Origin of the sequence: Lysobacter firmicutimachus, from assembly GCF_037027445.1 — a bacterium.
Lineage (GTDB): Bacteria > Pseudomonadota > Gammaproteobacteria > Xanthomonadales > Xanthomonadaceae > Lysobacter > Lysobacter firmicutimachus.
The window spans coordinates 1,589,297-1,613,164 of record NZ_JBANDL010000002.1 but is presented as its reverse complement, the minus strand read 5'-3'; the positions used below and the strand labels follow the sequence as shown (position 1 = coordinate 1,613,164).

24 protein-coding genes are annotated in these 23,868 nt (G+C 68.1%); 7 read left to right on the top strand and 17 right to left on the bottom strand.

What is annotated here, in order from left to right:
* Positions 1–50: 50 nt before the first annotated feature.
* The 4 genes from V2J18_RS06985 to V2J18_RS06970 form a co-directional block, all read right to left on the bottom strand.
* A complete protein-coding gene (locus V2J18_RS06985) occupies positions 51–626 on the bottom strand; it encodes an HvfA family oxazolone/thioamide-modified RiPP metallophore (protein WP_336131389.1) in 576 nt (191 codons plus the stop codon).
* A 91-nt stretch (positions 627–717) separates the two neighbouring features.
* Positions 718–1,398 (bottom strand): HvfX family Cu-binding RiPP maturation protein, encoded by a 681-nt coding sequence (locus V2J18_RS06980; RefSeq protein WP_336131388.1) that lies wholly within the window; start codon positions 1,396–1,398, stop codon positions 718–720.
* A gap of 422 nt (positions 1,399–1,820) precedes the next feature.
* Positions 1,821–2,708 carry an alpha/beta hydrolase family protein gene (locus tag V2J18_RS06975; protein ID WP_186442602.1) on the bottom strand — a complete coding sequence of 296 codons (888 nt, stop codon included), beginning with the start codon at positions 2,706–2,708 and terminating at the stop codon, positions 1,821–1,823.
* Positions 2,709–2,928: 220 nt separating this feature from the next.
* Positions 2,929–3,399, bottom strand: coding sequence for a hypothetical protein (locus V2J18_RS06970; protein ID WP_064748575.1), 471 nt, complete (start codon positions 3,397–3,399; stop codon positions 2,929–2,931).
* 259 nt (positions 3,400–3,658) lie between these two features.
* Here V2J18_RS06970 and V2J18_RS06965 point away from each other — a divergent pair, with 259 nt between their 5' ends.
* On the top strand, positions 3,659–4,174 hold the full coding sequence (locus V2J18_RS06965; protein WP_064748576.1) for a GNAT family N-acetyltransferase: 516 nt from the start codon (positions 3,659–3,661) through the stop codon (positions 4,172–4,174).
* On the opposite strand, the gene V2J18_RS06960 is transcribed toward V2J18_RS06965, so the two are convergent.
* Together V2J18_RS06960 and V2J18_RS06955 are read right to left on the bottom strand one after the other, a co-directional pair.
* On the bottom strand, positions 4,175–5,353 hold the full coding sequence (locus V2J18_RS06960; protein WP_336131387.1) for an alpha/beta fold hydrolase: 1,179 nt from the start codon (positions 5,351–5,353) through the stop codon (positions 4,175–4,177).
* 244 nt (positions 5,354–5,597) lie between these two features.
* On the bottom strand, positions 5,598–6,272 hold the full coding sequence (locus V2J18_RS06955) for a hypothetical protein (RefSeq protein ID WP_075575170.1): 675 nt from the start codon (positions 6,270–6,272) through the stop codon (positions 5,598–5,600).
* A 327-nt stretch (positions 6,273–6,599) separates the two neighbouring features.
* On the opposite strand from V2J18_RS06955, the gene V2J18_RS06950 reads away from it, so the two are divergent.
* Positions 6,600–7,382, top strand: a complete 783-nt coding sequence (locus V2J18_RS06950) for an AraC family transcriptional regulator (protein WP_186442603.1) — start codon at positions 6,600–6,602, stop codon at positions 7,380–7,382.
* 280 nt (positions 7,383–7,662) lie between these two features.
* On the top strand, positions 7,663–8,016 hold the full coding sequence (locus V2J18_RS06945) for a hypothetical protein (protein ID WP_064748580.1): 354 nt from the start codon (positions 7,663–7,665) through the stop codon (positions 8,014–8,016).
* A gap of 240 nt (positions 8,017–8,256) precedes the next feature.
* Here V2J18_RS06945 and V2J18_RS06940 read toward each other — a convergent pair whose 3' ends face one another.
* Positions 8,257–8,625 (bottom strand): hypothetical protein, encoded by a 369-nt coding sequence (locus V2J18_RS06940; RefSeq protein ID WP_141233509.1) that lies wholly within the window; start codon positions 8,623–8,625, stop codon positions 8,257–8,259.
* A 19-nt stretch (positions 8,626–8,644) separates the two neighbouring features.
* Positions 8,645–8,989 carry a hypothetical protein gene (locus V2J18_RS06935; protein WP_064748581.1) on the bottom strand — a complete coding sequence of 115 codons (345 nt, stop codon included), beginning with the start codon at positions 8,987–8,989 and terminating at the stop codon, positions 8,645–8,647.
* A 166-nt stretch (positions 8,990–9,155) separates the two neighbouring features.
* Here V2J18_RS06935 and V2J18_RS06930 point away from each other — a divergent pair, with 166 nt between their 5' ends.
* The gene (locus V2J18_RS06930; protein WP_064748582.1) at positions 9,156–9,647 is read left to right on the top strand and encodes a hypothetical protein; all 492 of its coding nucleotides are present in this window, start codon (positions 9,156–9,158) and stop codon (positions 9,645–9,647) included.
* Positions 9,648–9,797: 150 nt separating this feature from the next.
* Here V2J18_RS06930 and V2J18_RS06925 read toward each other — a convergent pair whose 3' ends face one another.
* Both V2J18_RS06925 and V2J18_RS06920 read right to left on the bottom strand, forming a co-directional pair.
* Complete coding sequence (locus V2J18_RS06925) at positions 9,798–10,601, bottom strand: MipA/OmpV family protein (RefSeq protein ID WP_222423767.1); 804 nt, start codon at positions 10,599–10,601, stop codon at positions 9,798–9,800.
* A gap of 206 nt (positions 10,602–10,807) precedes the next feature.
* A complete protein-coding gene (locus tag V2J18_RS06920; protein WP_064748583.1) occupies positions 10,808–11,707 on the bottom strand; it encodes a LysR family transcriptional regulator in 900 nt (299 codons plus the stop codon).
* Positions 11,708–11,802: 95 nt separating this feature from the next.
* Between V2J18_RS06920 and V2J18_RS06915 the strand changes: the two genes are divergently transcribed.
* On the top strand, positions 11,803–12,495 hold the full coding sequence (locus V2J18_RS06915) for a type 1 glutamine amidotransferase domain-containing protein (protein WP_336131386.1): 693 nt from the start codon (positions 11,803–11,805) through the stop codon (positions 12,493–12,495).
* A gap of 26 nt (positions 12,496–12,521) precedes the next feature.
* A complete protein-coding gene (locus tag V2J18_RS06910; RefSeq protein ID WP_336131385.1) occupies positions 12,522–13,364 on the top strand; it encodes a type 1 glutamine amidotransferase domain-containing protein in 843 nt (280 codons plus the stop codon).
* A gap of 45 nt (positions 13,365–13,409) precedes the next feature.
* Here the strand turns inward: V2J18_RS06910 and V2J18_RS06905 are convergent, their stop codons facing one another.
* Positions 13,410–14,321 carry a sigma-70 family RNA polymerase sigma factor gene (locus tag V2J18_RS06905; protein ID WP_336131384.1) on the bottom strand — a complete coding sequence of 304 codons (912 nt, stop codon included), beginning with the start codon at positions 14,319–14,321 and terminating at the stop codon, positions 13,410–13,412.
* A 266-nt stretch (positions 14,322–14,587) separates the two neighbouring features.
* Between V2J18_RS06905 and V2J18_RS06900 the strand changes: the two genes are divergently transcribed.
* On the top strand, positions 14,588–15,052 hold the full coding sequence (locus V2J18_RS06900) for a carboxymuconolactone decarboxylase family protein (RefSeq protein WP_222423768.1): 465 nt from the start codon (positions 14,588–14,590) through the stop codon (positions 15,050–15,052).
* 64 nt (positions 15,053–15,116) lie between these two features.
* On the opposite strand, the gene V2J18_RS06895 is transcribed toward V2J18_RS06900, so the two are convergent.
* The 6 genes from V2J18_RS06895 to V2J18_RS06870 form a co-directional block, all read right to left on the bottom strand.
* A complete protein-coding gene (locus V2J18_RS06895; RefSeq protein ID WP_336131383.1) occupies positions 15,117–16,325 on the bottom strand; it encodes a Tle-like phospholipase domain-containing protein in 1,209 nt (402 codons plus the stop codon).
* 123 nt (positions 16,326–16,448) lie between these two features.
* Positions 16,449–17,111 (bottom strand): ankyrin repeat domain-containing protein, encoded by a 663-nt coding sequence (locus V2J18_RS06890; RefSeq protein WP_064748591.1) that lies wholly within the window; start codon positions 17,109–17,111, stop codon positions 16,449–16,451.
* Between the two features lie 293 nt (positions 17,112–17,404).
* Positions 17,405–18,235, bottom strand: a complete 831-nt coding sequence (locus V2J18_RS06885; RefSeq protein ID WP_336131382.1) for an NAD(P)H-dependent oxidoreductase — start codon at positions 18,233–18,235, stop codon at positions 17,405–17,407.
* Positions 18,236–18,508: 273 nt separating this feature from the next.
* A complete protein-coding gene (locus V2J18_RS06880; protein WP_336131381.1) occupies positions 18,509–20,917 on the bottom strand; it encodes a Tle-like phospholipase domain-containing protein in 2,409 nt (802 codons plus the stop codon).
* Positions 20,918–20,946: 29 nt separating this feature from the next.
* The gene (locus V2J18_RS06875; RefSeq protein WP_336131380.1) at positions 20,947–21,825 is read right to left on the bottom strand and encodes an ankyrin repeat domain-containing protein; all 879 of its coding nucleotides are present in this window, start codon (positions 21,823–21,825) and stop codon (positions 20,947–20,949) included.
* A gap of 747 nt (positions 21,826–22,572) precedes the next feature.
* Positions 22,573–23,865: an adenylosuccinate synthase gene (locus V2J18_RS06870; RefSeq protein WP_064748593.1), complete on the bottom strand. Its 1,293-nt coding sequence runs from the start codon at positions 23,863–23,865 to the stop codon at positions 22,573–22,575.
* Positions 23,866–23,868: the final 3 nt, after the last annotated feature.

Genomic DNA, 23,868 nt, shown 5'->3' with positions numbered 1-23,868 from the left:
CGCGACCGGTGCCCGGCACCGATCGCGCGACGTGGGGAGGAAGACCGCGCTCAGCGGCCGCCGGCGGGGTGCTTGGCGAACAGGCCCGGCGGCATCGGCTTGCCGTTCGCGGCATAGGTGGCCTTGAGGAACTCGTAGGCCTCCGACTCGGAGATGAAGCCGTCGCGATCGCGGTCGATCTTGGCGAAGTCGGCGGCGCGTTGCGGCGCCACGGCGAGGAATTCCGCACGCGACACCCGGCCGTCGCCGCTGCGGTCGGTCTTGGCGAACGAAGCGTCGCCGCACTTGCCCTCGCCGCATTTGCCTTCCGCCTGCGCGGCCTTGCTGCCGGGCTTGCTGGCGCCGCACTTGCCTTCGCCGCACTTGCCTTCGGCTTGCGCGGCCTTGCTCCCGGCCTTGCTGGCGCCACATTTGCCTTCGCCGCACTTGCCCTCGGCGCCGGCATGGCTGGCGCCGAGCAGATAGCCCTGCGCCAGCGGCTGCATGGCGAAGGCCGAACCGGCGAACAATCCGGTCAAGGCGGTCGCGGCGAGGGCCACGCCGAGTACGCCGGCCGATGCGGGATTGGCGCGCGGGTCGGAACGCCGTTCGGAGGTCTTGGAGGTACGGGTTTCGGAACCTGACATGGGGTTGCTCCAGTGAAGAGCACGGATGCGCCGTGCGTGAGTCGCTGTCTGCGACGGGATGGGAATTCGGAATGGATAAAACGAATGCCGCTCAGGGCGAAGCGGCGGCCAGCCGCCGGGGCGGCTGTAAACGGCTCAGCGTCAGCAGCCCCAGGCCGAGCACGGCCAGCGCGGCGCCGAACACCGGCAGCAGCGGCGCGAACGACGGGCCGATCGCCAATGCGGTCCAGCCCCAGGCGCGGCGGTCGGCGCTGGCCGTAACCGGCGTGCGGCGGGCGATCAGCGCATCCAGGCTGAGCCGGCCGGCGCCGTTCAAGATCAGCGGCAGCAACATCGCCAGATACAGCAGCGGCAATTTGTAGTTGCCGTAGCCGTCGTCGGTGATGGCGTAGCCGCGCCACAGCTCGGCCAGGTTGTCCCAGTGCTGCGGCCAGTGCACCGCGCCGATCGCGACGAGGGTCAGCACCCACAGCGCCGCCGCGGCATAGCGTGTGCCCAGCCCCAGCAACAAGGCCACGCTGGCGCCGAGTTCCAGACCGGTCGCCAAGTGCCAGTTGAGGTCGGCGCCGAACCAGGAAAACGGCGGCGGAAACCGCCCGCCGAGTTCGGCGAACCAGTTCTGCCCGTGCAGCTTTTCGCGTCCGGCTTCGAAGAATTCCCACGCCAACAGGGCGCGCAGGCCCAGCGGCGCCAGCCAGCGGCCTACCGCGTCGATGCGGACCAGGAACGGCACGCGGGCGGAAGAATCGGTGCGGGTCGCGACGGTCGACATGGTGCGCTCCTGGGCGTTGGCGGCTGCGTTTCGGAGGCGCCATTTCGCCCGCACGCGGTATCCGCACCGTGTCGCCGGGAACCGCTTTTTGTATCCGGACCCTGCTCGCCCCCGGCGCGGATACAGTGCGATACAAAGCCGCTGCGGCTACGCAGGCCGGAGACCGATCCGCGGCCGGGTTTCGCCGGCGCGCCGGCTCGCCGCCCTCGACCGGCAGTCAAGCGCGCCCGGCGCGATCGGGCATGCGCCGCTGGCTGGGGCTGGGGATTGCGGCCATCGCGCGCGGCTCAGCCCCGCGGCTCATGCCAGCGGGCGGCGGCTCGTCCACAAACGCAGACCGGCGCTGCGCCGGACCGCTCGCAACGCACCGCGATCGCCGCCTCCGCCGATGCGCGGACCGACGGCGTCGCTGGGCGCCAAGCTCAGCGGAAATGGTTCTGCAGGAAGCTTTCGGTGGCCTCGATCAAGGCATCGACCTGGCGCCGGCTCTTGCCCAGGTTGAACATGCGGTCCATCGGCAGCACCAGCAACTCGCCTTCGCCGCCGTGGTAGCGGATCAGGCTTTCCGCCTGCGCCGGCTGCGGCGCGCCGATTTCGTCCTGGGTGCCGACGGCGACCATCAGCGGGCCGCCGTAGCGGGCGATCTCCGCCGGCGGCGACAGCGTGAACAGGCTGACGAAGAACGGTTGCTTCAGCGCGACGGTGCGCCCGACCGCCAGATCGACCGTGGTCGGCACGCTGCCGCCGGCCAGTCCCTGGCGAATCTTGTCGCGACCCAGGCGCTGGATGAAGGCCGCGCCGACGTCGACGTCCGGGTTCCACAACGCCAGGCCGTCGAGCGGATAGCGGCTGCGCGCGGCGACCGCGCTGGCGACCGCGCCGCCCATGCCCCAGCCCACCACCGCCATGCGTTGCGGGTCGACCTTGCCCGAACCGGCCAGGTATTCCAGCGCCTGTACGCCGTCGACCACGAACGCATCCAGGCTGCCGTCGGCGAACTGGCCGTCGCTGTCGCCGTTGAAGCGATAGTCGATGCGCAGGCTGGCGATGCCCTGCTGGGCCCAGCGCTGTGCCGCGCGCGCGTACACGCCTTCCTTGACCGCGCCGCCGCGGCGCTCGTCGCGGTTGCCGGCGAACTCGGGCAACAGCAGCACCACCGGCGGATTGCGCACCCGCTCCGGCAGGTTCAAGGTGCCGATCACCTTGCGCCCGGCAACGACATAGGCGGCCTGCGATTCGCCGGCCCAGGCCGGGCATGCGGCGAACGCCAGCAAGGCGGCGAGCGCGGTGCGGAGCGGGAATCGGGGCATGGGCGCGGCTTCCAGAGTTCGGCAACAACGGACCGACGGGATCGGCCGGCTGATCGGGCCGCCGCAGCGGCCCGGCTTCGGACGCTCTCGCGTCCCGCGCATCGGCGACGCCCCCTCGCAGCGCCGGTCGCGCGGGAATTGTAACGGCGCTGACGGCCCGCGGCTGCGCCGGTCAGCCGGTGTCGTCCAGCCGCACGCGGCCCGGCCTGCGCGCGCCGGACTAGAGCGCGTACTCGCAGAACAGGTAGGTCGGCTCGTCCAACATCGGCAGCAGGCGCATTTCGCGCAAAGCGCCGGCCGGCGCGGCCGCGGCATCGCCTTCAAGCGCCCAATTGCAATCGCGCTCGCGGCAGCGGCCGCGGCTGCCTTTCGGCGGCGCGTCGGCCCAGGCGCTGCGGAACGCTCGTACGTAAGGCTGCGGTGGCCCCGGAAGTTCGATCCCGAGCCGATGCACCAGACCGTCGCGCAACTCGCGCCGCACCTGCACCGGTTCGACGCCGAGCACGCTCAAGCCGCGACCGGACAGCTTGGATTCGCCGACGCACTCCGGCTCGCACAGCGGTGGGCCGAGGTCGGGCTGTTGCGCCAGCCAGGCCGTCGCAGCCTGCGCGGTCGCCGGGCACGCGGCCTGCGCCGGCGCGAACAGTGCGCTGGCGCACAGCAGCAAGGGCGCGCCCAGCCGATCCCGCATCCGCAGGCGCCGCGGCGCCCGATCCGTCCCTGTCCGCATCGTTTTCGTCCCTTGCCGCTTCGCGATGGGCGGCCGAGGGCGCAGCCTACAGGGATCGCGCGCGATTGCGTACCGCCGCTCGCAGGCGGCGGGCCCGACGCATGCCGTCCCCGCTGTGTCGACCCGGCGGTTGCCCGCGACCGCAGCGGTTACAGTGCTTGCGCCGACCGCGGGCCCGGCCCCATCCGCGTCCTTCCGTCCTCATTCGTATCGTTCCGGCATGAGCATCGACATCCGTCCCGCCCGCTGGCCGCAGGACCTGGCGTGCGTCCGCGAACTGTTGCGCGAATACGCGCAAAGCCTGGACGTGGATCTCGCGTTCCAGGATTTCGAAAACGAACTGGCCAGTCTGCCCGGCAAGTACGCGCCGCCGCGCGGCGAGCTGCTGATCGCCTGGCGCGGAAGCCAGGCCCTGGGCTGCATCGCACTGCGTCCGCTGGCCGCCGGGGACGCCGAAATGAAACGCTTGTACGTGCGCCCGCAGGCGCGCGGCGAACACCTCGGGCGGCGACTGGCCGAGCGTGCCTGCGTGCAGGCGCGCGCCGCCGGTTACGCGCGCCTGTGCCTGGACACCCTGCCGAGCATGGCGCCGGCGCAACGACTGTATCGCTCGCTGGGGTTCGCGCCGATCGCGCCCTACGTGTTCAATCCGGTACCGGGCACGCAATTCCTGGTCCTGGACCTGCAGGAGCGTGGGCCCGCGCCGGCGGTCGAAGCCGGCGCGGAGCGGGATTGATCAACGCCGGGCCTGGCGTTCGATCGAGTCGACCACCAGCGCCGCCAGGGCGTCGGCCTGCACATCGTTGAAGATGTCGTTGTGGCTGCGCGACACCGTATCGCGCCCGGCGATCACCCACACCGGCTCTCGGGTCGACTCCCGGCATTCTTCGGCGTCGGCACCGCGCGCGGTGATCAGGAAACCGGCGCGCCCGGCCGGCACCCGCGCCGGCACGGTGCGCTGACAGCCGCGCCAGTCGGTTTCCGGGCAGGGCGCACCGATGCCGCAGATCTGCGCGGTATGGGTCTGCCTGGATTCGCTGAAGCCGATCGGCGTGCCCTTGAACGCCAACCGGTGCAGGAAACCGACCGCGGTGTCGCCCTGCGCCTGCAGCACCACCAGCTTGCGATAGTCGCGATCGAGGAACTCGCGCTGGCGCTGGTACTCGGCGGTGTCGGCCGCCGTGCCTTCGGCCTGGGCCAGCGCCGCGCGTTGCGCGGCGAACGCGTTCTTGAGTTCGGTCTGCAGGCCTTCGAATTCCAGCTCGGACACCGCCGGATTGAGCATGATGTATTCCGAGCCGTCCAGGGCCGGGCCGCTCAGGTTCAGCCGCATCGCCTGGAACAAGGCCGAGCCGCCCAGGCTGTGGCCGATGATCACCAGCGGTCGCGCCGACTGCCGCCCTTGCAGCTCTTGCAAGATCGCCACGATCTCCTTCAGGCCGTTGCGTCCGACCTCGGTCGAGGCGCGCTTGCGCGGCCAGATGGTCGGAAAGTCCAGCCACTGCGCCGGCAACCGCAGGTCGTACTCGTCGCCGCGCCAGCCCACGTAGAGCCCGTCGACGCTGTCGACCGGCACGCCGGCCTCGTCGAGCCGGCTTTCCAGCTTGCCCAGGAAGCCGGTGAAATCGCGCAGGTTCCGGTCGTCCTGGCTGGCGTCGTGGTGCCAACCGTTGACGAACACCACGATCGGTTCGCGGGTCGATTCGTCGCCGAGCCAGCGGCGCATGCGCTCGCGCTGTTCGGGGTGGAAGATGGCGCCCTTTTCGCTGACCTCGATCGCCATCAGTTGCGAGCGGCTGCCGACTTGCCTGGCGTCGTGCACATCCCAATAGGCCTTGTCCGGATAGCTGACGCAGCCGCTGCCGGCCAGGCAGCCCAGGATCGCCAGGGCCGCGATGATCGTCCGTGCTTTCATGTGTCCTTCCCCCGTGGCCACTCCGCGGCCTTTGCCGCCGATCGCTTCGTGTCCCCCGCTGCGATGCGCGACGCGCATCCGGAGGCCCGTTGTCGATAACGTGCGCGAGGGGCGGGAACGGTCAACGTGCCTTACGGCGGCCAAGACTCGCGCGCGCCTAGGTCGCGATGCTTCGGCCGTCGTGGGATTCGGTCAGAAAAGCCGGTGCCAAACCTCGCCGCGCACAGCCCGCACCAGCCCGGAATCAGCGCGACTCCCGCTCCAACTCGGCGCTCTTGCGCTCGAACTCCTTCACCACCGGATCGTCCGAACCGTAGTGCTTGGCCAGGAAGGCGCGCAGCGCTTCGCGGTACTCCGCACGGAACGTGGGATTGGCCGGACTGACCGCAAGCTGGGCCGCAGCCTGATCGACCGCGGCGCGATCCTCGATCAGAGTGCGGCGAATGCCGTAATCGGAACGGTCGGACAGGATCACGATATTGCGCTCGAAGCCCGGCACGTACTTGGCCGTGAAGCGCTCGCCCTGGGGAGGGATCAGGATCGCATTGCGGATCGGATGGATCGCCGCCGACAAGGTGTCGAACGCGACCTGGACATCGCGTCCGTCGGCCGTCCTGAGCACGGCGGCATAGGCATAGACCGTGCTGTTGTTGAGCTTGGCGTCGGTGCGCTTGGCGCCGACCACCACCGCCGAGCCCTCGGTGCCGGCCGCATTGAGGAACCAGGCATTGAGATAGCGGCCGGCGAACAGATTGGCCTGGGCCAGCAGCAGGAAGGCGATGCTGATCCCGCCCCACCAGCCGCGGCCGCGCCGCCGCCCCCACAGCCAGCCCAACCCTAAGCCCAGCCCGCACAGCAGCACGAACGCCCAGAACGGGTGGTGGGTGAGGAAGTACAGGACAGCGGAGAGGACGGCCATTGCGAACAGTTCCGGATAAGCGCCCCGCATCGGCGGCCGATGCGGGCTGGGCGCTTTGTAGCGTGATGCGGCAGCCGGCGCAACGCCGATCGCGGCTCCTGCGCGATGGAGCACCGCCGTCCGCGGCCCCGGCCCCGTCGGCCATGGCGCCGACGCCCCACCCGGCCCGGCCATGCCGACGCCGCCCGGCCCTGCACGGATGCGGGTTTCGAGGTGACGAATGTCGGTTGCCGCCGCCTCGCGCGCGGCCTAGCTTGGCAAAGTCCGACCTCCACGCCTTCGCCGACCCGCTCCGCAGGACGGCGCCTCCCGAAACCGGATCAGCGCATGCCCGCGCCCTCGCCTACCGACGTCCGCATGCTGCAACGCGCGCCTTGCGCCGGGTTGCGCCCGTTCGTGCAGCAATTGATCGTCGTCGAATGCGTCGCGGACGTGCGCGACAGCCATCTGCCCGACACCGCCTCGGTGCTCGCGTTCTCGTTCCGCGAGCGCTGCCGGCTCGACGACGGGCGCGCCGTGCCCACCGTCGCCTTCACCGGCCTGCACGACCGCCTGCGCAGCCACGAGCATCCGCGCGGCCACGGCCTGGCCCTGGCCAAGTTCACCCCGGTCGGCGCCGCGGCCCTGCTGCGGCCGCCGCAGGACGAATTCGCCGGCACCACCGTCGACCTCGACGATCTGGCCGAGCGCGACTGCGGCACTCAACGCCTGCTCGAACAACTGGCCGTCGCCGCCGACGCGGCCGCGCGCCTGGACCGGCTGGAAGCCTATCTGCTGCATCGTCTCGGCAACGCCCGTCCCGATCCGCTGGTTGCCGCGGCGATCGGCTGGCTGCAGCGCGCGCCCGCCGGCGCCCGCATCGAAACGCTGAGCCGGCATATCGGCCTGAGCCAGAGCGCGCTGGAGCGCCGCTTCCGCCGCATCGTCGGCGTGACGCCGAAGAAGTACGCCAGCACCCTGCGGCTGGAGCGCGCTTTGGCGGCTTACCGCCCCGGCATCGACCTCGCTGGATTGGCCTTGGCCGCCGGCTATTACGACCAAGCCCATTTCAACCACGACTTCCGTCGCGCCACCGGGCGCTCGCCCGGCGCCCACTTCGGCACGACTTGAGCGTGCAGGCCCCGAACCAGTCGACCTGCGCCGCCCAGCCCCGACGCACGCCGCAACGCCCGCAAGGCGGCCGACGCTCGAACGCCTAGCGTTTGGTGCCGAACGCCGAATTCTTACAAGCCCGCCCAGCCTGGCCGGCGCAAAGTACGCCCGCCCGGCGCAGCTCATACGGCCCAGGTCGAACGCGACCGAGCGGCAGTGCATGCAACCACCACCGCTAGAGCTGCATCACAGTTATTGACCGCCCAATGCGGTAACCGCCACACGAGGAGCACGCCCCATGAACACCTACGTCATGCTGTTCCGCCGCAACCGCCAACAGCCTCTCGCCCCGGCCGACGAACTGCGCATGAAGCAGAACATCGCCTTCTGGGTCGAACAGAAGATCGACGCCGGCCACCGCCTCGTACCGCACTCGCTCAGCACCGACAGCCATCACGCCGGCCCGCATTCCGATCTGGTGCGCAGCGACGACCTCATCGTCTCCGGCCTGCTGTTCTTCGTCGCCGACAGCTACGAGCAAGCCGTGCGCGTGGCCGACTCGCACCCGGCCACGGACTTCGGCTTCAACGTGGAAATGCGGGCCTGGTCGACGCCGAACCGGGCGGCGGTGGCGGCGGCGAATGCGGCTTGAGCGAGCGCAGCGGCGAACGCGGCGTCCTGGCGACGTCCGCGTTTGCTACGGCGCAATCACCTTCGCAGGGGCCTCGGTCAGGGAACGCCCAAGATCTCTTCCAGCGCATTGCGGACCGAGGTCAGAAACCGCTCTTAGAACGCAACATTGATAGGGGAAACCTCTACGACGCGCTCCTTCTGCCAACTCAGGTAGAGCGGCAAATACCACATCAGCGACAGCCTACATTTCGCTGAAAAATTACCCATCGATTAATAGCCATGGCTTAGCTATTTTGAAATGCTCCCTTCGAAGAGCAAGGTGTACACGCTCTAAAAGTCCAATTCTAAAAAAGGTGAAACCGGAGTCTCGCCCCTCGTTCTGAAGAAACTTCTCTTCGCTTACCTCCCACAAATCGTCGACCCAAAAATACGCCTTCAGTAATTTGGCCTGGCGAGCTAATACTTGATGCCGCAACATGCGTTCAGCAAGTGGATCGCCGACACGGTGCACAGCGTTCGCTGCGCCATTGGCCTTTACATAAAAGGTCGTATGGAACCCGCCCACATCTTTCCCAAGCTCCGGCGATGTGACAAAAACCCCTTCCACCAGAATCTGATAAAGCGCCATTTCAAAAAGCTCCCTGCGGTCACTTACGCCTATCAAGCTCTCGATCCAGACGCTGCGAGTCCAACCTACCGTCCACACGAAAGACGCCCTGAAATCCCTCCGCCTTGATCTTGACACTCATATTAGGAATCTCCAGGCCGGCAGCATTGCTCACTGCATTTATCACACCATTGAATCGAGCAATGTCAGCCTGCTCCGCAGGCCGAGGAGCAGCATCCTGGATATACTCCGCGGCCTCCGCGACTCTCTGCAGCCCCACGATCCGCCCGACCTCTGCCTCCAGCAGCTGCATCGGATTGTGATCGATTTCCATTCCAGCGAAGACTCCAACGTCGTGATTGCCCGCGATGCCTATGTTGAGCATCGATCGACATCGAGCGTGCGTATGTCGACGTTCCGAGGCGCCCTAGGCCTGGCCAGCCGCCTTGCCAGGGCTACGGCGCGAGTCCGAGCACTGGCTCGTCACAATTTCGCAATTCTTTTGAAACACCATGAGCGCGACCGGCCCTCCTGGCCCACCGTCCTTCGCCATGCGCCCTTTCCGTGCCCTGATCCTGACCCTCCTGCTCGTCGCCGCCACGCCAGCGCTGGCCCAGTCGTCTTACACCCCGATCGAAGACCGCCTCAGCCCCGAGCAACTGCGCGAAGTCGCGCTGACGCCGACCCAGTTGCAGACGCTGAACCGGATGCTGCGCGAAGCGGCGGAGAAAGATGCGGCCAACGCGCCGGCCGCAGTGGCGTCGGACGCGGCCGGCCAAGCGCCGCGGCGCGGGCCGGCCCAGTACATCGGTCTGGACGATCAGCCGATCAAGAGCCGGCTCAAGCACGATGTCGCCGGCTGGGAGCCGGGCACGGTGTTCGAACTCGACAACGGGCAACAGTGGAAGGTGCTCAAGGGCAGCATGACGTTGCGCAAGCCGATGAACACGCCGGAGATCGTGGTCGTGCCCGGCGTGGCCGGGCGCTGGTTCCTGCAGGTGGACGAAGATTTGCCCAAGGCGCGGGTGTATCGGATCGATTAATCCGCGTGCGTTATGGCTGAGGCTCGAAAGCAGCAGCCCTGTGTGGATATCACGTGTGCCACGACGCGCAGCCGCGACTCGCTGTGACAATTGCGGGCCCATGGTCGCGGCTTACGCCGCTCCTACAGAAGCAAAAGCGGCGGTTCGCGCTCAGAAACTGCGTGCGATGCCGACGAAGACGCGGACCACGCCGTCGGTGTCGTCTTCGATCAGCGGGCTGTCCTGGATTTCGTCGGGCAGGGCCTGGTAGTTGAAGTCGGCGATCGCGCGCCACTTCTGCGCGAAGGGCTTGGCCAGCGTCACGCCGACGTGCGGCACGGTGGCGCGCCCGGGACGGTAGCGGATCACGCCGCGCGCGACTTCTTCGTCGAGGGTGCCGTAGTAGTAGTCGGCCAGGTCCGCGGACAGCACCGAGACACCGACGCTCGGGGTGATCAGCAGGCCCGCGGCCTGCATCGGGTAGCGGTAGCTGAGGTCGGCCTCGTAGCCGCCGCTGACGTCGGCGATGTCGGCGCGCAGATCGAGTTGCAATTCGCCGGCGGCACCGCGCCAGCTGGCCGATATACCGGCGTCGACGGCGTCGTCGCGGTCATCGAGCCGGTCGCGATCGATGCCGTGCGAAGCCAGGGCGCGGCGGCCGAAATCGTCGGCGTCCATCGCGTCGAGGCGGCCGGCAAGGAAGCCGTCGAGGACGAAGCGTTCGTTCTGCACCAGGTGATAGCCGGCGGTGATGCCGCGCAGGTAGAAGCGCTCGCCTTCGTAGCCGAACAACGGCACTACCCGATGGTGGCGGCCTTCGCCGGCGTAGAGTTCGCCGCGGCCGCCGGCGGCGACGCCAAGGCTCCAGTTCGATGGCGCCAGGTCGGCGCGGTCTTCGCCGGCTTCGCGGACTTGGGCGAAAGCGGCCAACGGCAGGCACAGCATCAGCAACGGCAAGGTTCGTAACATGCGCATGTAGGGGGCTCGATGGGGGCGCACGGCGCGATCGCGCGGTGTCGTTCGGCCACGCTAGGCGCCGATTTTTAAGAGTTCTTTAAGCGCGCTGGCGTGCGCGCGTCAAAGCTGTGCGCGGCGACACGCTAATGGCGCGCCAGAGTGAATGCACGGCCAATGGGCATGCGGCGCAGACGCGCCGTGCGCTCGCGCATGGTCGCGCGCGCTCAGGCCGCGCCGGCCAGCAGATCGATCAACGCGCGCGCCGCCGCCGACAGACTGCGGTGCGGCGCGTAGATCAGCGAAAACGGGCGCGAGCGGCCGCGCAACTGCGGCAATACTTCCACCAGGCGGCCGCGCTGCAGGCGATCGGCGACGACGAAATCGTAGCTCTGGCAGATGCCGACGCCCTGCTCGGCCAGCGAGACTACGCCGAGCACGTCGTCGGACACCAGCAACGGCGCCGGCGGCGTCCAGTCCAGATCGCGGCCGTCCTCGCGCAGCCACCACGACGCCAGGCGGCCGGTGCTGGGCATCACGAACGGGAGGCATACATGCTCGCGCAGTTGCGCCAGATCGTCCGGCATGCCCGCGCGGCGCAGATAGTCCGGCGAGGCGACCAGGCACAACGCCGCGTCCTCGAGCTTGCGCGCGACCAGACCGCTGTCGGGCAAGGCGCCCAGTCGCACCGCCAGATCGAAACCTTCCGCGACCAGATCGACGTTGCGGTTGGCGATGTTGACCTCGATCTGCACGCGCGGATGCCGCGCGGCGAAGCACTGCAGCAACGGCGGCAGGCGGTAGTGGCCGTACGTGGTCGGCGCGCTGATCCGGACCCGCCCGGTCAATTCGCCGTCTTCGCCCTGGATGCTGCGTTCGGCGTCGTCGATCAACGCGAACGCGGCGCGCGCCTGCTCCAGGTACAAGCGTCCGGCATCGGTCAGGCCCTGGCGGCGGGTGGTCCGGCGCAACAACTGGCTGCCGAGCCGGGTTTCCAGGCGCGCGACGGCGCGGCTGATCACCGAAGGCGTGGTCGACAGCGCCACGGCGGCAGCGGTGAGCGAGCCGTGTTCGACCACGGCGACGAAGGCCTCGACGTCGCCGAGGTGGTCGAAGCGACGGCTCATTTTTGCCTCCACGGCACGAATGATTTCCCGAACCGGAAGTTTATCGCCGCAAGTGCGCCCAATACAGTGGCGCCACCCTCAAGGAGATCCCGCCCATGTCCCCCGTCCTGCCCCGCCCGGTGTTGTTCGTGCTGACCAGCCACGACCGCAAGGGCGCCACCGGCCAGCCGACCGGCTACTACCTCGGCGAAGTCACCCACCCGCTGGCCGAGCTCGACGCAGCCGGGATCGCGGTGGAGTTCGCCTCGATCCAGGGCGGAGAGCCGCCGGTGGACGGCCTCGACCTCGACGATCCGGTCAATGCCGGCTACTGGAACGACCCCGCATTCCGCCACGCCGTCGCGACCACCCGGCGCCTCGACCAGGTCGACGCCTCGCGCTACGCGGCGGTGTTCTTCGCCGGCGGCCACGGTGCGATGTGGGACTTCCCCAACAGCGCCGCCGTGGCCCGGGTCGCGCGCGAGGTGTATCAGGCCGGCGGCGCGGTCGCTGCGGTCTGTCATGGGCCGGCGGCGTTGGTGAACGTGGTTCTCGACGACGGCCACGCCCTGGTCGCCGGCAAGCGCGTGGCCGCGTTCACCGACAGCGAAGAGCGCGCGGTCGGACTCGAACGCGTCGTGCCGTTCCTGCTCGCCTCCACCCTGACCGAACGCGGCGCCTTGCACCAGCCCGCGCCGGACTGGACCGCGCAGGTCGTGGTCGACGGCCGCCTGATCACCGGCCAGAACCCGCAATCGGCCAGCGGCGTCGGCGCCGCCTTGCGCGATCGCGTGCTGGCCGACGCCTGATCCACCCTGCCTACGGAATCCCCGACATGACGCTTGTTTCCAAACTGAGCCTCGCGCTCGCGATGACCCTGGCCGCCGGCGCCGCCCAAGCCGGCAACGTGCTGGTCGTGCTGTCCGATGCCGACCATCTCGACCTGAAGGACGGCAAGACCTTCGCTACCGGCTTCTATCTCAACGAGCTGATGCAACCGGTCAAGCGCCTGCTCGACGCCGGCCACCGGCTCACCTTCGCCACGCCGCAAGGGCGCGCGCCGACGCTGGATCGAGGCTCGGTCGATCCGATGTATTTCGGCGGCGACGCCGCGGCGCTACGCGAACACCAGGCCTTGCTCGAACGGCTCGCACTGACCTCGAGCGAGCGCTCGCCGGTGGTCAGCCTGGCGCGCATCGAGCAGCAAGGCTACGCGCGCTACGATGCGGTCTACATCCCCGGCGGCCACGCGCCGATGCAGGACTTGCTGCACAGCCCGGCGCTCGGACGGCTGCTCTCCGACTTCCACAGTCGCGGCAAGCCCACGGCGCTGGTCTGCCACGGCCCGATCGCGCTGTTGTCGACCCTGCCGCAGGCATCGGCCTTCACCGCCGAACTGACCGCCACCGGCCGGGCGGCGCCGCCGGCGCATTGGATCTATCGCGGTTACCGGGTCACCGTGATCAGCAATCAGGAAGAAGAGATCGCCAAGCCGCAGCTCGGCGGCGGCCAGATGCGCTTCTATCCGCAGACCGCCCTGGAACAGGCCGGCGCCGCCTACCTCAGCAACGCCCAGCCGTGGGCCGCGAACGTGGTGGTCGACCGCGAACTGATTACCGGCCAGAACCCGGCCTCGGCCACGGGCGTGGCCGACGAACTGCTCAAGCGCTTGAAGTAGGCGCGAAAAAGGGCGCGCTCGCAGCGCCGCCCCTTGCGGTCCGCATCACAGGATCTCGATCCGCAACCGCTGCAGATGCCGCGGATCGACCACCACGTCGATCCCGGCGATGCGCTCGCCGGCCAGGGCGAACAGGAATGCGCCGCGCACCCTGCCGCCCGGCGCCCATACCGCGCCGATCTCGCCGTCGATCAGCGCCGGCTGCGCCGCCTGAGCGCGCCCCTCGAACGCCTCGGCCACAGCCTGCGCGCCGCGCGCGTACGCGGCCAACTTCGGCGCGCCATCGGCCTGTCGCGCCACGCTGGCCAACACCGCGGTCGGATCGGCGCGCAGCACCACGTCCGGGTCGAGTACGGTCAACAGGCCGGCGAAGTCGCCGTTGCGCGAGGCGCTCAGGAAGGCGTCGACCACCCGCCGCCGACGCAGCGAATCGACCGGCGCGGCCACGCGCTCGGCCGCGGCCGCGCCCTGCACCCGCCGCCGCGCACGGCTGGCCAATTGGCGCGCGTTGATGGCGCTGGTGCCGATGATGGGAGCAATCTCCTCGAACGACACCGCGAACAGGTCGTGCAGGACGAAGGCCAGGCGTTCGGCCGGATTCAAGGTCTCCAGCACCAGCAGCAAGGCCGGGCCCATCGCGTCGGCGAGCACGGCCTGCTGTTCCGGGCCGGGTTCGTCGGCCGACTCGGTCTCGTCCGCGCCCGGCTCCCACTGCATCGACTCCTCGCGCCGGGTCTTGCGCGCGCGCAGCGCATCCAGCGCCACCCGCGCGACCACCGTGGTCAGCCAACCGGCCAGGTTGGCGACCTCGCGAGTGTCGGCGCGGCTGAGCCGCAGCCAGGCCTCCTGCACTGCATCGTCGGCCTCGTTGGCCGACCCCAGCATGCGCAGCGCGACCGCGCGCAGATGGCCGCGTTGGCTTTCGAACTGCGCGGCCAGCCATTGGGAGTCGTGCATGGAGCGGCGTCCTGTGAATGGGTTCGAAGGTTCGACGCGACAGCGGGCGGCGGTGTGACAGCCGCCGGGCCGGCCACCTTGTCGACGCACCGCCTAACTTGCCACGTTCCCGCGCTCCGCCGCGTCGGACCCGATGTCGGCGCCTCGCACCGCGCACCGGCAATGCGCCCGCCGGCATCGTCACGTTTTTGCGCCCTGCCCCGTCAGCCCATCGAGGCGGCGCGATCGCGCCGATCCCAGCTCACCCACCCCACAGGAACACACCCATGCAGATCCAGCCCCGTATGAACAACCCGGCCCTGGTCCACCCGGACACCATGAAGGCGCTGTGGGCGCTGAAAGCCTCGGTCGAGCGCAAAGGCGTGGCCGAGGCCACGCTGATGCTGATCGAGTTGCGCGCCAGCCAGATCAACGGCTGCAGCGCGTGCGTGGACATGCACTGCAAGATGAGCAAGAACGCTGGCGAGAGCGACGAGCGCCTGTTCGCGGTCTCGGCCTGGCGCGAGGCCCCCTACTTCAATGCCGCCGAACGCGCCGCGCTGGCGCTGACCGAAGCCTTGACCCGAATCAGCGATCGCCCCGATGCGGTCTCCGACGAGATCTGGAACGAGGCCGCGCGCCATTACGACGAGGCCGCGCTAGCGGCGTTGGTGGTGGCGATCGCCAACATCAATGTCTGGAACCGGCTCAATGTCGCCGTGCGTCAGCCGGTCGGCGCATGGACGGCCTGAAACCGCCAACGCGAACGGCGGCCCGCAGGCCGCCGTTCGCGTCGATGCGGTCGCGCGCGATGGATCAACTCATCACGGCACGGCGGGTTTCGCTCTGCTGCGCGGCCGTCTGTTCGGACGGCGCCGCAAGCGGCGCCGCCGGCGGGGTCGACAAGGCGCGGGCCTGATCGAGAAACACCCGCCGGTGGCTCGGGTCTTCCAGCGCGCCCTGGACCACGAAGAATCCGCCGCCATCGCGCCCTGGCACGACGTGATCGATGCGCTCCAGACCGTTGGCGCGCGCATCCAGGGCCGCATGCGCGGCGGCGTTGCGCACGCCCTGCTCGCCGCGGAATTCCAGCCCCTTGCCGTCCAGTCCCTGCAGGCCGCGCAGCGCCTGATCGTACATGGCGCGGTGCGAATGGCCCGGTTGCGCCCAATCGGTGTCGGACGCCGTCCGCACCGGCGCGGACGGCGCGTCGAGCGCCGCCGCGCGACGCTCGGGATAGGCCATTTCCTGCGCCTTGATCACCGCCTCGATGTAATGCACGTCGATGCCGTGCTTGATCCCGTTGCCGGGAATCATCCGCCGCCAGAACGACTGCGGGTCCGGATCGGGCAGTTCGATCTTGTGCCCGACCGCATCGGGCATCGCCCACTTCAGCGGAATGCTGTGCTCCTGCAGATCGGTCAGGATCTCGTTCTTGACCGCGAATCGGCGGATCTGGCCGTTGTGCGCGACTTCCTGCTTGGCCGCATCGGCATCGATGCCGATCCGTTCCAGGGTCTTGTCGTGCACGCCCGACGCGTTGAAGGTCACCGCCGGAATGCCGGTGCTGATCGAGGCCGCGCCGGCCAGGCCGCCGCCGAGCGAATGACCGGTGATCGCGACCTGATCGCCGAACGCGATCTTCGCTTCGCGCGCCAGGGCGATGGCCTGGTTGTACTGCGCGTCCTCGAAGCCCAAGCCCTGGCGGAAATTGGTCAGCCAGTCCTTGCCTTCGTCGGTGCCGGAATACGCCAGCACGTAACGGCCCTGGTCGTCGCCGTAGATGCGCGCGCGGAAGCCGCTGTCTGGGTTTTCCAACGAGGCCGGGTCGATGCCGGCCTTGAGCAGCTGATCGGCGCTCAGCGGCTTGAAACCATCGGCGCCGGGGCCGAGTTCGTACAGATCGTCCATCAGCCGCGCCATGGTCTTGTCGATCGGCTTGGCGTCCAGACCGCGGACCTGATCGGCGAACGAAGGCTCGTTCTTCGAAGGCCCGACGTTGCCGTGCGGGGACTGCTCGCTCATGATGCTCTCTCCCTGAATCCCGGGAGCCCGCGCAAAGCTGGGCTCCGTATCGCCTAAACAGGCTCTATCCCTAGACAGGCCGTTGCCCGCGGCTCGCCGCCTGCGGCGCCGCGAGCGGCCGGATCAACCGCCTTCCACCGCGTGGCCGCGATCGCGCAGCCAGGCCACCAGGGCATCGCGATCGCGACGCGCCTGTGCGCTCAGCACCGTCGGCGGGGTCATGAACAGATAACGCTGGAAGGTGACGTTCTGGGCGTTGCGCGGCGCCGGATCAGCACCGGCTTGCAGCAGTTCCAGCGCCGCGCCGGGCTGGTTGGTCTTGGCCGCGACATGCAGCGCGGTATTGCCCATGCGGTCGGCGCGATCGACATCGGCGCCGGCGATCAGCAGGCGCTTGAACTGCACCGCGCGGCTGCCCATCAGCGCCGAACTGAGCGGCGTCATGCCGGTTTCCGAATGCGCGGTGTCGGGATCGGCGCCATACTCGAGCAAGGCTTCGAGATAGGTCGGATCGTTGGCCATTGCGGCCAGATGCACCACGGTGCTGCCGTCGATGCCGGGCTGGGCCGGATCGGCGCCGAGTTCGAGCAGGCTGCGCAGCCCGACCGGACTTTTGTTGAGCACGGCCCATTCGAGCAGGGTCACGTTCTTGTCGCCGCGCGCGCGCAGGTCCACGCCTGCGGCACGTCGACGGATTTCGGCGGCATCCCCTTCGGCCACCGCTTCGGCCAGCTCGGCCACGGCCGGATCGGCGAATATCTCGCGCACGTCTACTACGACTGTCATCTTGCACTCCTCCTGAGCACTGCCGGATCTACACCCCTGGCGCCCGCCGCAGGCGGGCTACGTACGAATCCAACGACGCGCACGGAGCGTCCCCTGAGCCGCGTCGTCCCCGACATACGGCCACGTACCGTGGCAGGGGCCAGCCTAGCAAGAAGCCGATGACCGCGCAGCCGCGGCGGACCTGCATCACAAAACAGAATGCTGCGGTGGCCGCAGCAAGAACGATTGCGCGTACGCGCGCGACGCGGCCGGACGATGCGGACCGCATCGCGCCGGCGCGTCCCGTCCGCGTTTCATTCGGCGCGCAGATGCAGGCGGAATCCCTGCGTGCCGGGCGCCTCCAGACCGGACTTCAGGCGCAGCGACGGCAACTCGTAGTCGCCTGCGTTCTGCTGCCGGTACGGAATCGGCGCCTGCGTCCACAAGCCGTCGAGGCGCTCGTGCAACTGCGCGCGCAACCGCTCGAACTGCGCCGCATCGACGCGCTCGCTGCGGTAGACCACGAACGAGGGCAGCACGTCGAAGCCGGGGTAATGCAGCACGCCGTGATTGATCGGAAACAGGATGTCGTCGATGCAGCCGTTGATGCCGCGCGCGCTGTAGTGGTCGCGCCAGCCGCCGGCGGTCACCGACAGCATCGCCCGCTTGCCGGCGAAGGAACCTTCGCCGTAACGGTCGCCCCAGCGCCGGTCGGAATGTTCGCCGACGCCGTAGGCCAGGCCGTAGGCGTAAACCCGGTCGATCCAGCCCTTGAGAATCGCCGGCATCGAGAACCACCACAGCGGGAATTGCAGGATCACCGCGTCGGCCCAGCGCAGTTTGTCCTGCTCGCGACGCACGTCCTCGGTCAGCGCGCCTTCGGCGTAGGCGCGGCCGGAGGCGGCGATCACCTGCAGACGCCTGTCCGGGTCGTGCTGCAGAAAGTCGTCGGCGTCGATCGCGCTCTTCCAGCCCTGCGCATACAGATCGGTCACTTCGACCTCGTGCCCGGTCGCGAGCAGGTGCTCGCGCATCGCGTCCTTGAGGGCGCCGTTGAGCGACTGCGGTTCGGGGTGGGCGTAGACGATCAGCACGCGTTTCTTGCGCGGGGCGGCATCGATGGAGCCGGTGGAGACGATCGACATGGCGGCGTGGCCTGGATGAGGGAAGGCCAGACTATCGCGGCGCATATCGCCGCAGTGGCGTATTTTTATCGCCTTATTGAGTCGCAATTGGAACCAATCGGCTTGGCGATTGGGTCATACCCGGCGAATCGGCTTGCCGGGTCACTCATGCGATGCGTGGGGTACCGCTTAGATGCGGATGCGACAGTCCTACCGCCGCTCCTCCAGGCCCGGGCAGCCAAGCCTGGCGCCCAGCCGCAGGGCGCCGAGTCGATGTGGTTGAGCCCATGCCGACTAGCCGAGGCTCGGGCCGTTTCGCTGCTGGTTCTGGGTCAGCGATCGCTCGCGTTCCTGCTCCTGGGCAATGGCTTGGTTGGCGAGCGCCAGCTTCTGGTCGGACTGTTCGACCGGCGTCTTCAGCGCCTGCTCGACGGACACGCAGGCTCGCTTGCTGGCCGGGTCGTCCAGCTTGCCCTCGACCGCGAACATATTGCCGGTCGGACCGGGAACCACATGGTCTACCCGGCTCAGCGCATTGGCCGCCAGTGAGTAGTCCCTGCCCGGATGCATCTCCCGATTGTCCTTGCAGGCGGCCAACAAGCACCGACTTATGCGCTCGCTGCCCTCGTCGTAGGGCTTGCCGATACGGGCGTCGGCGGCACGCATGCCCTGGCGGATCTGTTCCAGCATGCTGTGATCGGGATGCGCGGGCTGGTCCGGCCCGGACGCCGGCTTCTGTTCCGGAGCGCTGTGCGCTGGCCGGTTCAAGTTCGGGAACTCGGCACGAATGGCCCGCTCCTCGGCCTGGACTCGCGAGGCCATGCTCGGCAGGACGGCCTCGGTCATCAAGTGGCGTTCGATGCCCTCCGCGCCTTGGGTGTGATAGCCGTGAGCGAAGCGTCCGATCTGCACCAGATCCACCAGGTTGGTGTTGGCTTGAATTCCCGCCACGCCACCGGCTGCCGCGCCGATGCCTGCCCCCATCACCGGGGCGTGGCGCGCGACCTCGCCGAGCGCACGGCTGCCCGAGTCGAGCGCAAAGTCCGCCTGCTGGCCGCTGCCGGCGATCACGGCCCTCTGCGAGCCCTCGACCACCACTTGTACCCGCTCCAGGTCCACGACGCGGTCCGAGGTGGCCTGGCGAATTCCGGATGCATCGGATTGGGCCTCAGAGCGTGCTTGGGCCGCCTCCGCCCGGTTGCGCGCGTGCGCCGCCTGGCCGCCGCGTTCCACATTGGCCGCTGCGTCGTTGGCCCAGCGCTGCATGCTGTCCGGCAGTACGTCCAGATCGCCGATACCGCGCAACAGACCGGCCCCGGCTTGGGCGCCGCGCAGTTGCACTTCGCCCTGCACGGTGTCGATGGCCGCTTCCACCCGGCCTGCGGCGACGCGCGCTTGAGCGACGCCCTCGCCGGTCAGCCGGACGCCGGCTTGCACCGCCGAGTGCTGAACGCCGGACACGACATCCGCGAAGTCGGCGGCCTTGGCCGTCGCCGTGCGCACTAGGTCGCCGCTGGCGTCCAGGTTCGCCGCGGCCATATCGCCCGCGGCGGCGGTGGCCTGACCCGCCACGCGGCCGACGCGGGCGCCCTGGGCGGTGATGTAGGCCGTTTCCAGCACGGGCGCGGCGAAGTTGGAAATCTCGGTCAGGGTCAGGCGTTGCTCGCGGTCGGCGAGGCTGCCGTTCTCCCATACTTTGACGTCGTCGAGCGGTGCGATGCGTCCGGCCGCCAGGGGCAGGTCGCGCAGCAGTTGATTCGTATCGCCTTCGGCCAGCGTCTTGACGAACTCGCGTACCGAAGGTTGCGCGTGGCGCGGCAACATAGCGCTGAGTTGCGTGGTCAGAACCTCTCGGCCTTCGGGAACGTCCTGCAACAGTTTGCAGGTCTCCCGCAGCACTCCGGCCAACTGAGCGCGATGAAGCGCATCGAGCCGGTCGATGTTGTGCTGAACGCCGTCGTTCAGCAACTCGCCCTTGATCTGATAGGAAACCACCGAGCGGGACGTGTCGTGGACCTGCGTTCCCGGGTTCTCGCGAGCGAAGCGCCTGGCCGTCTCCGGGTGCAGGCCGGCGGCATTCCAGGTCGTCGCGGGGTTGCCGGTTACGGCCGACATCGCCGAGGCCATGCCGCCGCCAAGGGAGTGACCGGAGTATTCAGCAACCAGGCCATTGATTTGCATTTGCGTGGCCAACAACATCGCGCGGTCGTAGTAGTCGGTCTTCAGACCGACCGACTGCGGGAAGTTGTTGGCAATGAAGTCTTCGTTGGTGGTTCCATAGAGCTTGCCGTCTTTCCCCATCACCTCGCCCGCTGAGCCCTTGGGCACGATCACCGGCTTGTAGCCGGGGCCGAGGATGGTCGGGTCGGGCAAGTAGATCTCAGCGCGGAAGCCTGAGTCCCCGGGCTTGAGATAGTCCAAGAGCTGCTCATTGCTCAGCGCACTGAGCGCGGGGGCCGCTTCGCGCAACTTGTCGAGGTGTTCGCTGGCGCGAATCCAGCCCGGCGGCGGCTGGGTGCGTTCATCCGGGGCTCTCGGTTCCATCGCCGACAAGTAGGTGTCCTTCGCCAGCACGGCCATGTTGTCGGCATGGTAAGTGCGTTGCAGCTCGTCGGCACGGGCGACTGCGGCCGGGTCACCGCTTTCGCGCAACTGCTTCAGCAGCGCTTGGCGCTCTTTAAGGGCTTCTACGGAGGGAAACATGGTGACTCCTTGTCAGTCTCGCAAGTGCTTTAAAGCAGAGGGATGTCTTTTTCTTCGTGGGGATAGCCGAATGCCTTACGCATGTCACGAAGGTATTCAGGCATAGGTGGCCGCTTGTACCCGCGTGCCAACAGCCACTGTTGGCACTTGCGCTGCCATTCGACATAGCCGGGCTTGCTCGGGTACCAAAAGATGGAGTTGATTGTTGCTTTGAAGCGAGGATCTTCCGAATCGTTGTCCGGATTGGCACCGTGTTGCAGCAACCAATAGACGGGCTCAAAACCGCCAAGCGCCGCGTAATTGGTGATAATTGGCGAGTTGCGTGTCTTCAAGTTGACGTCCGCTCCACGCTCGACCAGGAGCTTGACATTCGGCCATCCGCCACCGCCCAGGATCGACTGCAAAAGCAATGTCTCGTCATTCGAGTTGCGTGTATTCGGGTCACCGCCGTAATCGAGCAGTATCTTTAGGTAGATGGGGTCTTTCGCCTTGGCGGCCCACACCATGGCGTTGTTGTTGTTGCGCATCCCACGATCAGTGGTCATTGAGCGGCGCATCGCATTGGGGTCGGCCCCGTTCTTCAGCATCTCCCGCAGGCCTTCGGGGCTCTCCGTGATGACCGGCCAAGCCAAGAGCGGATAGCCCTCAGGGGAGAAGATTTTGTCTGGGTCGACTCCCTCCACCTTCATCAAGCGCCGAACTTCCTCGAGCCGGCCAAACTCCGACGCGACCGCGAGTGCTTGCGCCTTGGGCTGGTTCGGGAACCAATCCGCGACCGGCAACGAGGATTCTTGCGCTGGGGTGTAGGGCGCCAGGCAGCCGGCCAGCAGGCAGGCGATCAACAGGCCCGCAAGGCCGACTGCAAAATGGTGCAGAGCGTGGGGCAACAACCGGAGCAGGCGGTTCATAGTCATCCGTGAAGTCCGAAGGAGCGAGAGGCGTTCAGCTACGCCGACATGGAACGGGCTCAGGCTCCACTATCCCCGTCGCGGCGTCAGTGGACAAGCTTGGCATGGCCGATCCAGATCGTGGGCTCGGGCGCAGATGGCGCGATCGTTGTCGTACAAGCGCCCCAAAAACCACGCGCAGCGGCAGCTATCGAATGTGCCGATAATGTGCCGATAGGCTTGAGCGTTCTTCGGCGCTTTGTCATCGGCTGAACAATCGACCTGTCCGTGGAAGAGAAATCGTAGGTCGCGCTGTTTTGTGACGCAGCCGCAACGGTTGACACACATGCAGGCGACTGTTTGGAACTCTCTTCACGATCAAGCGCAGCTTTCCTCGCGAGCGATCGCGCGACAGAGGACCTGAGTCGCTCGAACCACTCCCGATCGTTCAGCTCGATTCGGATTTTTCCGACGCTGGTTCACGGCGATTGCCTACTCGTCCATGGGATATGCGCGGAACGGTGCGCCAAGCCGTATGAATCAAATGCGCATCCGAGCAGCATGGCTCGGATCGGTTCGACGGCGCTGGCCGCCCGACCCGACTGACCGATCACCGAACCGGGACAAATCTAGAGACCACTCCGCCCGCTTCAGGAAGCGGCACGATGACTTGAGCCCCAGGGACGGCGGGGGCCAAGCTCGCTTAACCCCCGCCACAAAAAAAGCCCCGCGGATGCGGGGCTTTTTCGACGCGGAACCGAAGCGGACTCAGGCCCAGAGGTCGTGCAGGACCATGGTGTGGTCGCGGTCCGGACCGGTGGAGACGATCGCCAGCGGGCAACCGGCCAGTTCTTCCAGCGCGCGCAGGTAGGCGCGCGCGGCCGGCGGCAGCTTGTCCCACTCGGTGATGCCGTGGGTGTTCTCGTCCCAGCCCGGGAACTCCAGGTACACCGGCGTGCACTCGTCCCAGCCGGCCGCGTCCAGCGGCGCGTACTCGGTACGCTTGCCGCGGTATTCGTAGGCGATGCAGATCTTCAGCGTCTTCATGCCGTCGAGCACGTCGAGCTTGGTGATGCACAGGCCGGTGATGCCGTTGATCGCCACCGCGCGCTTGAGCGCGACGATGTCGATCCAGCCGCAGCGGCGCGGACGGCCGGTGGTGGCGCCGTATTCCTGGCCGCGGTCGCGGATGCCCTGGCCGACTTCGTCGTCCAGTTCGGTCGGGAACGGGCCGCCGCCGACGCGGGTGGCGTAGGCCTTGGCGATGCCGAGCACGTAGTCGATCGAGTCCGCGCCCACGCCGGTGCCGGCCATCGCGCCGCCGACGGTGGTGTTGGACGAGGTGACGTAGGGATAGGTGCCGTGGTCGATGTCCAGCAGCGAGCCCTGCGCGCCTTCGAACAGCACGCGCTTGCCCTGCTTGCGCAGGTCGTGAAGGATGCCGGCGACATCGGACTTCATCGGCTCGACGTATTCGCCGAATTCCAGCGCCTCGTCGAGGGTCTTCTGGAAGTCGACCGCTTCCACGCCGAGGTACTGGGTCAGCACGAAGTTGTGGTAGTCCAGCGCCGCGCGCAGCTTCTCGGCCAGCTGTTCCGGGTAATGCAGGTCGGCGACGCGGATGCCGCGGCGGGCGACCTTGTCTTCGTAGGCCGGGCCGATGCCGCGGCCGGTGGTGCCGATGGCCTTGCCGCCGGCGGCCTTTTCGCGGGCCTGATCCAGGGCGATGTGGTACGGCATGATCAGCGGCGTGGCCGGGCTGATCTTCAGGCGCGAGCGCACTTCCACGCCGGTGGCTTCGAGTTCCTCGATTTCCTTGCGCAGCGCGGCCGGGCTCAGCACCACGCCGTTGCCGATCAGGCACAGCGCGCCTTCGCGCAGGATGCCGGACGGAATCAGATGGAGAACGGTTTTCTTGCCGCCGATGACCAGCGTGTGGCCGGCGTTGTGGCCGCCCTGGAAACGCACGACGGCGCCGATCTGCTCGGTCAGCAGGTCGACGATCTTGCCCTTGCCTTCATCGCCCCACTGGGCACCGAGAACGACGACTGACTGACCCATGAC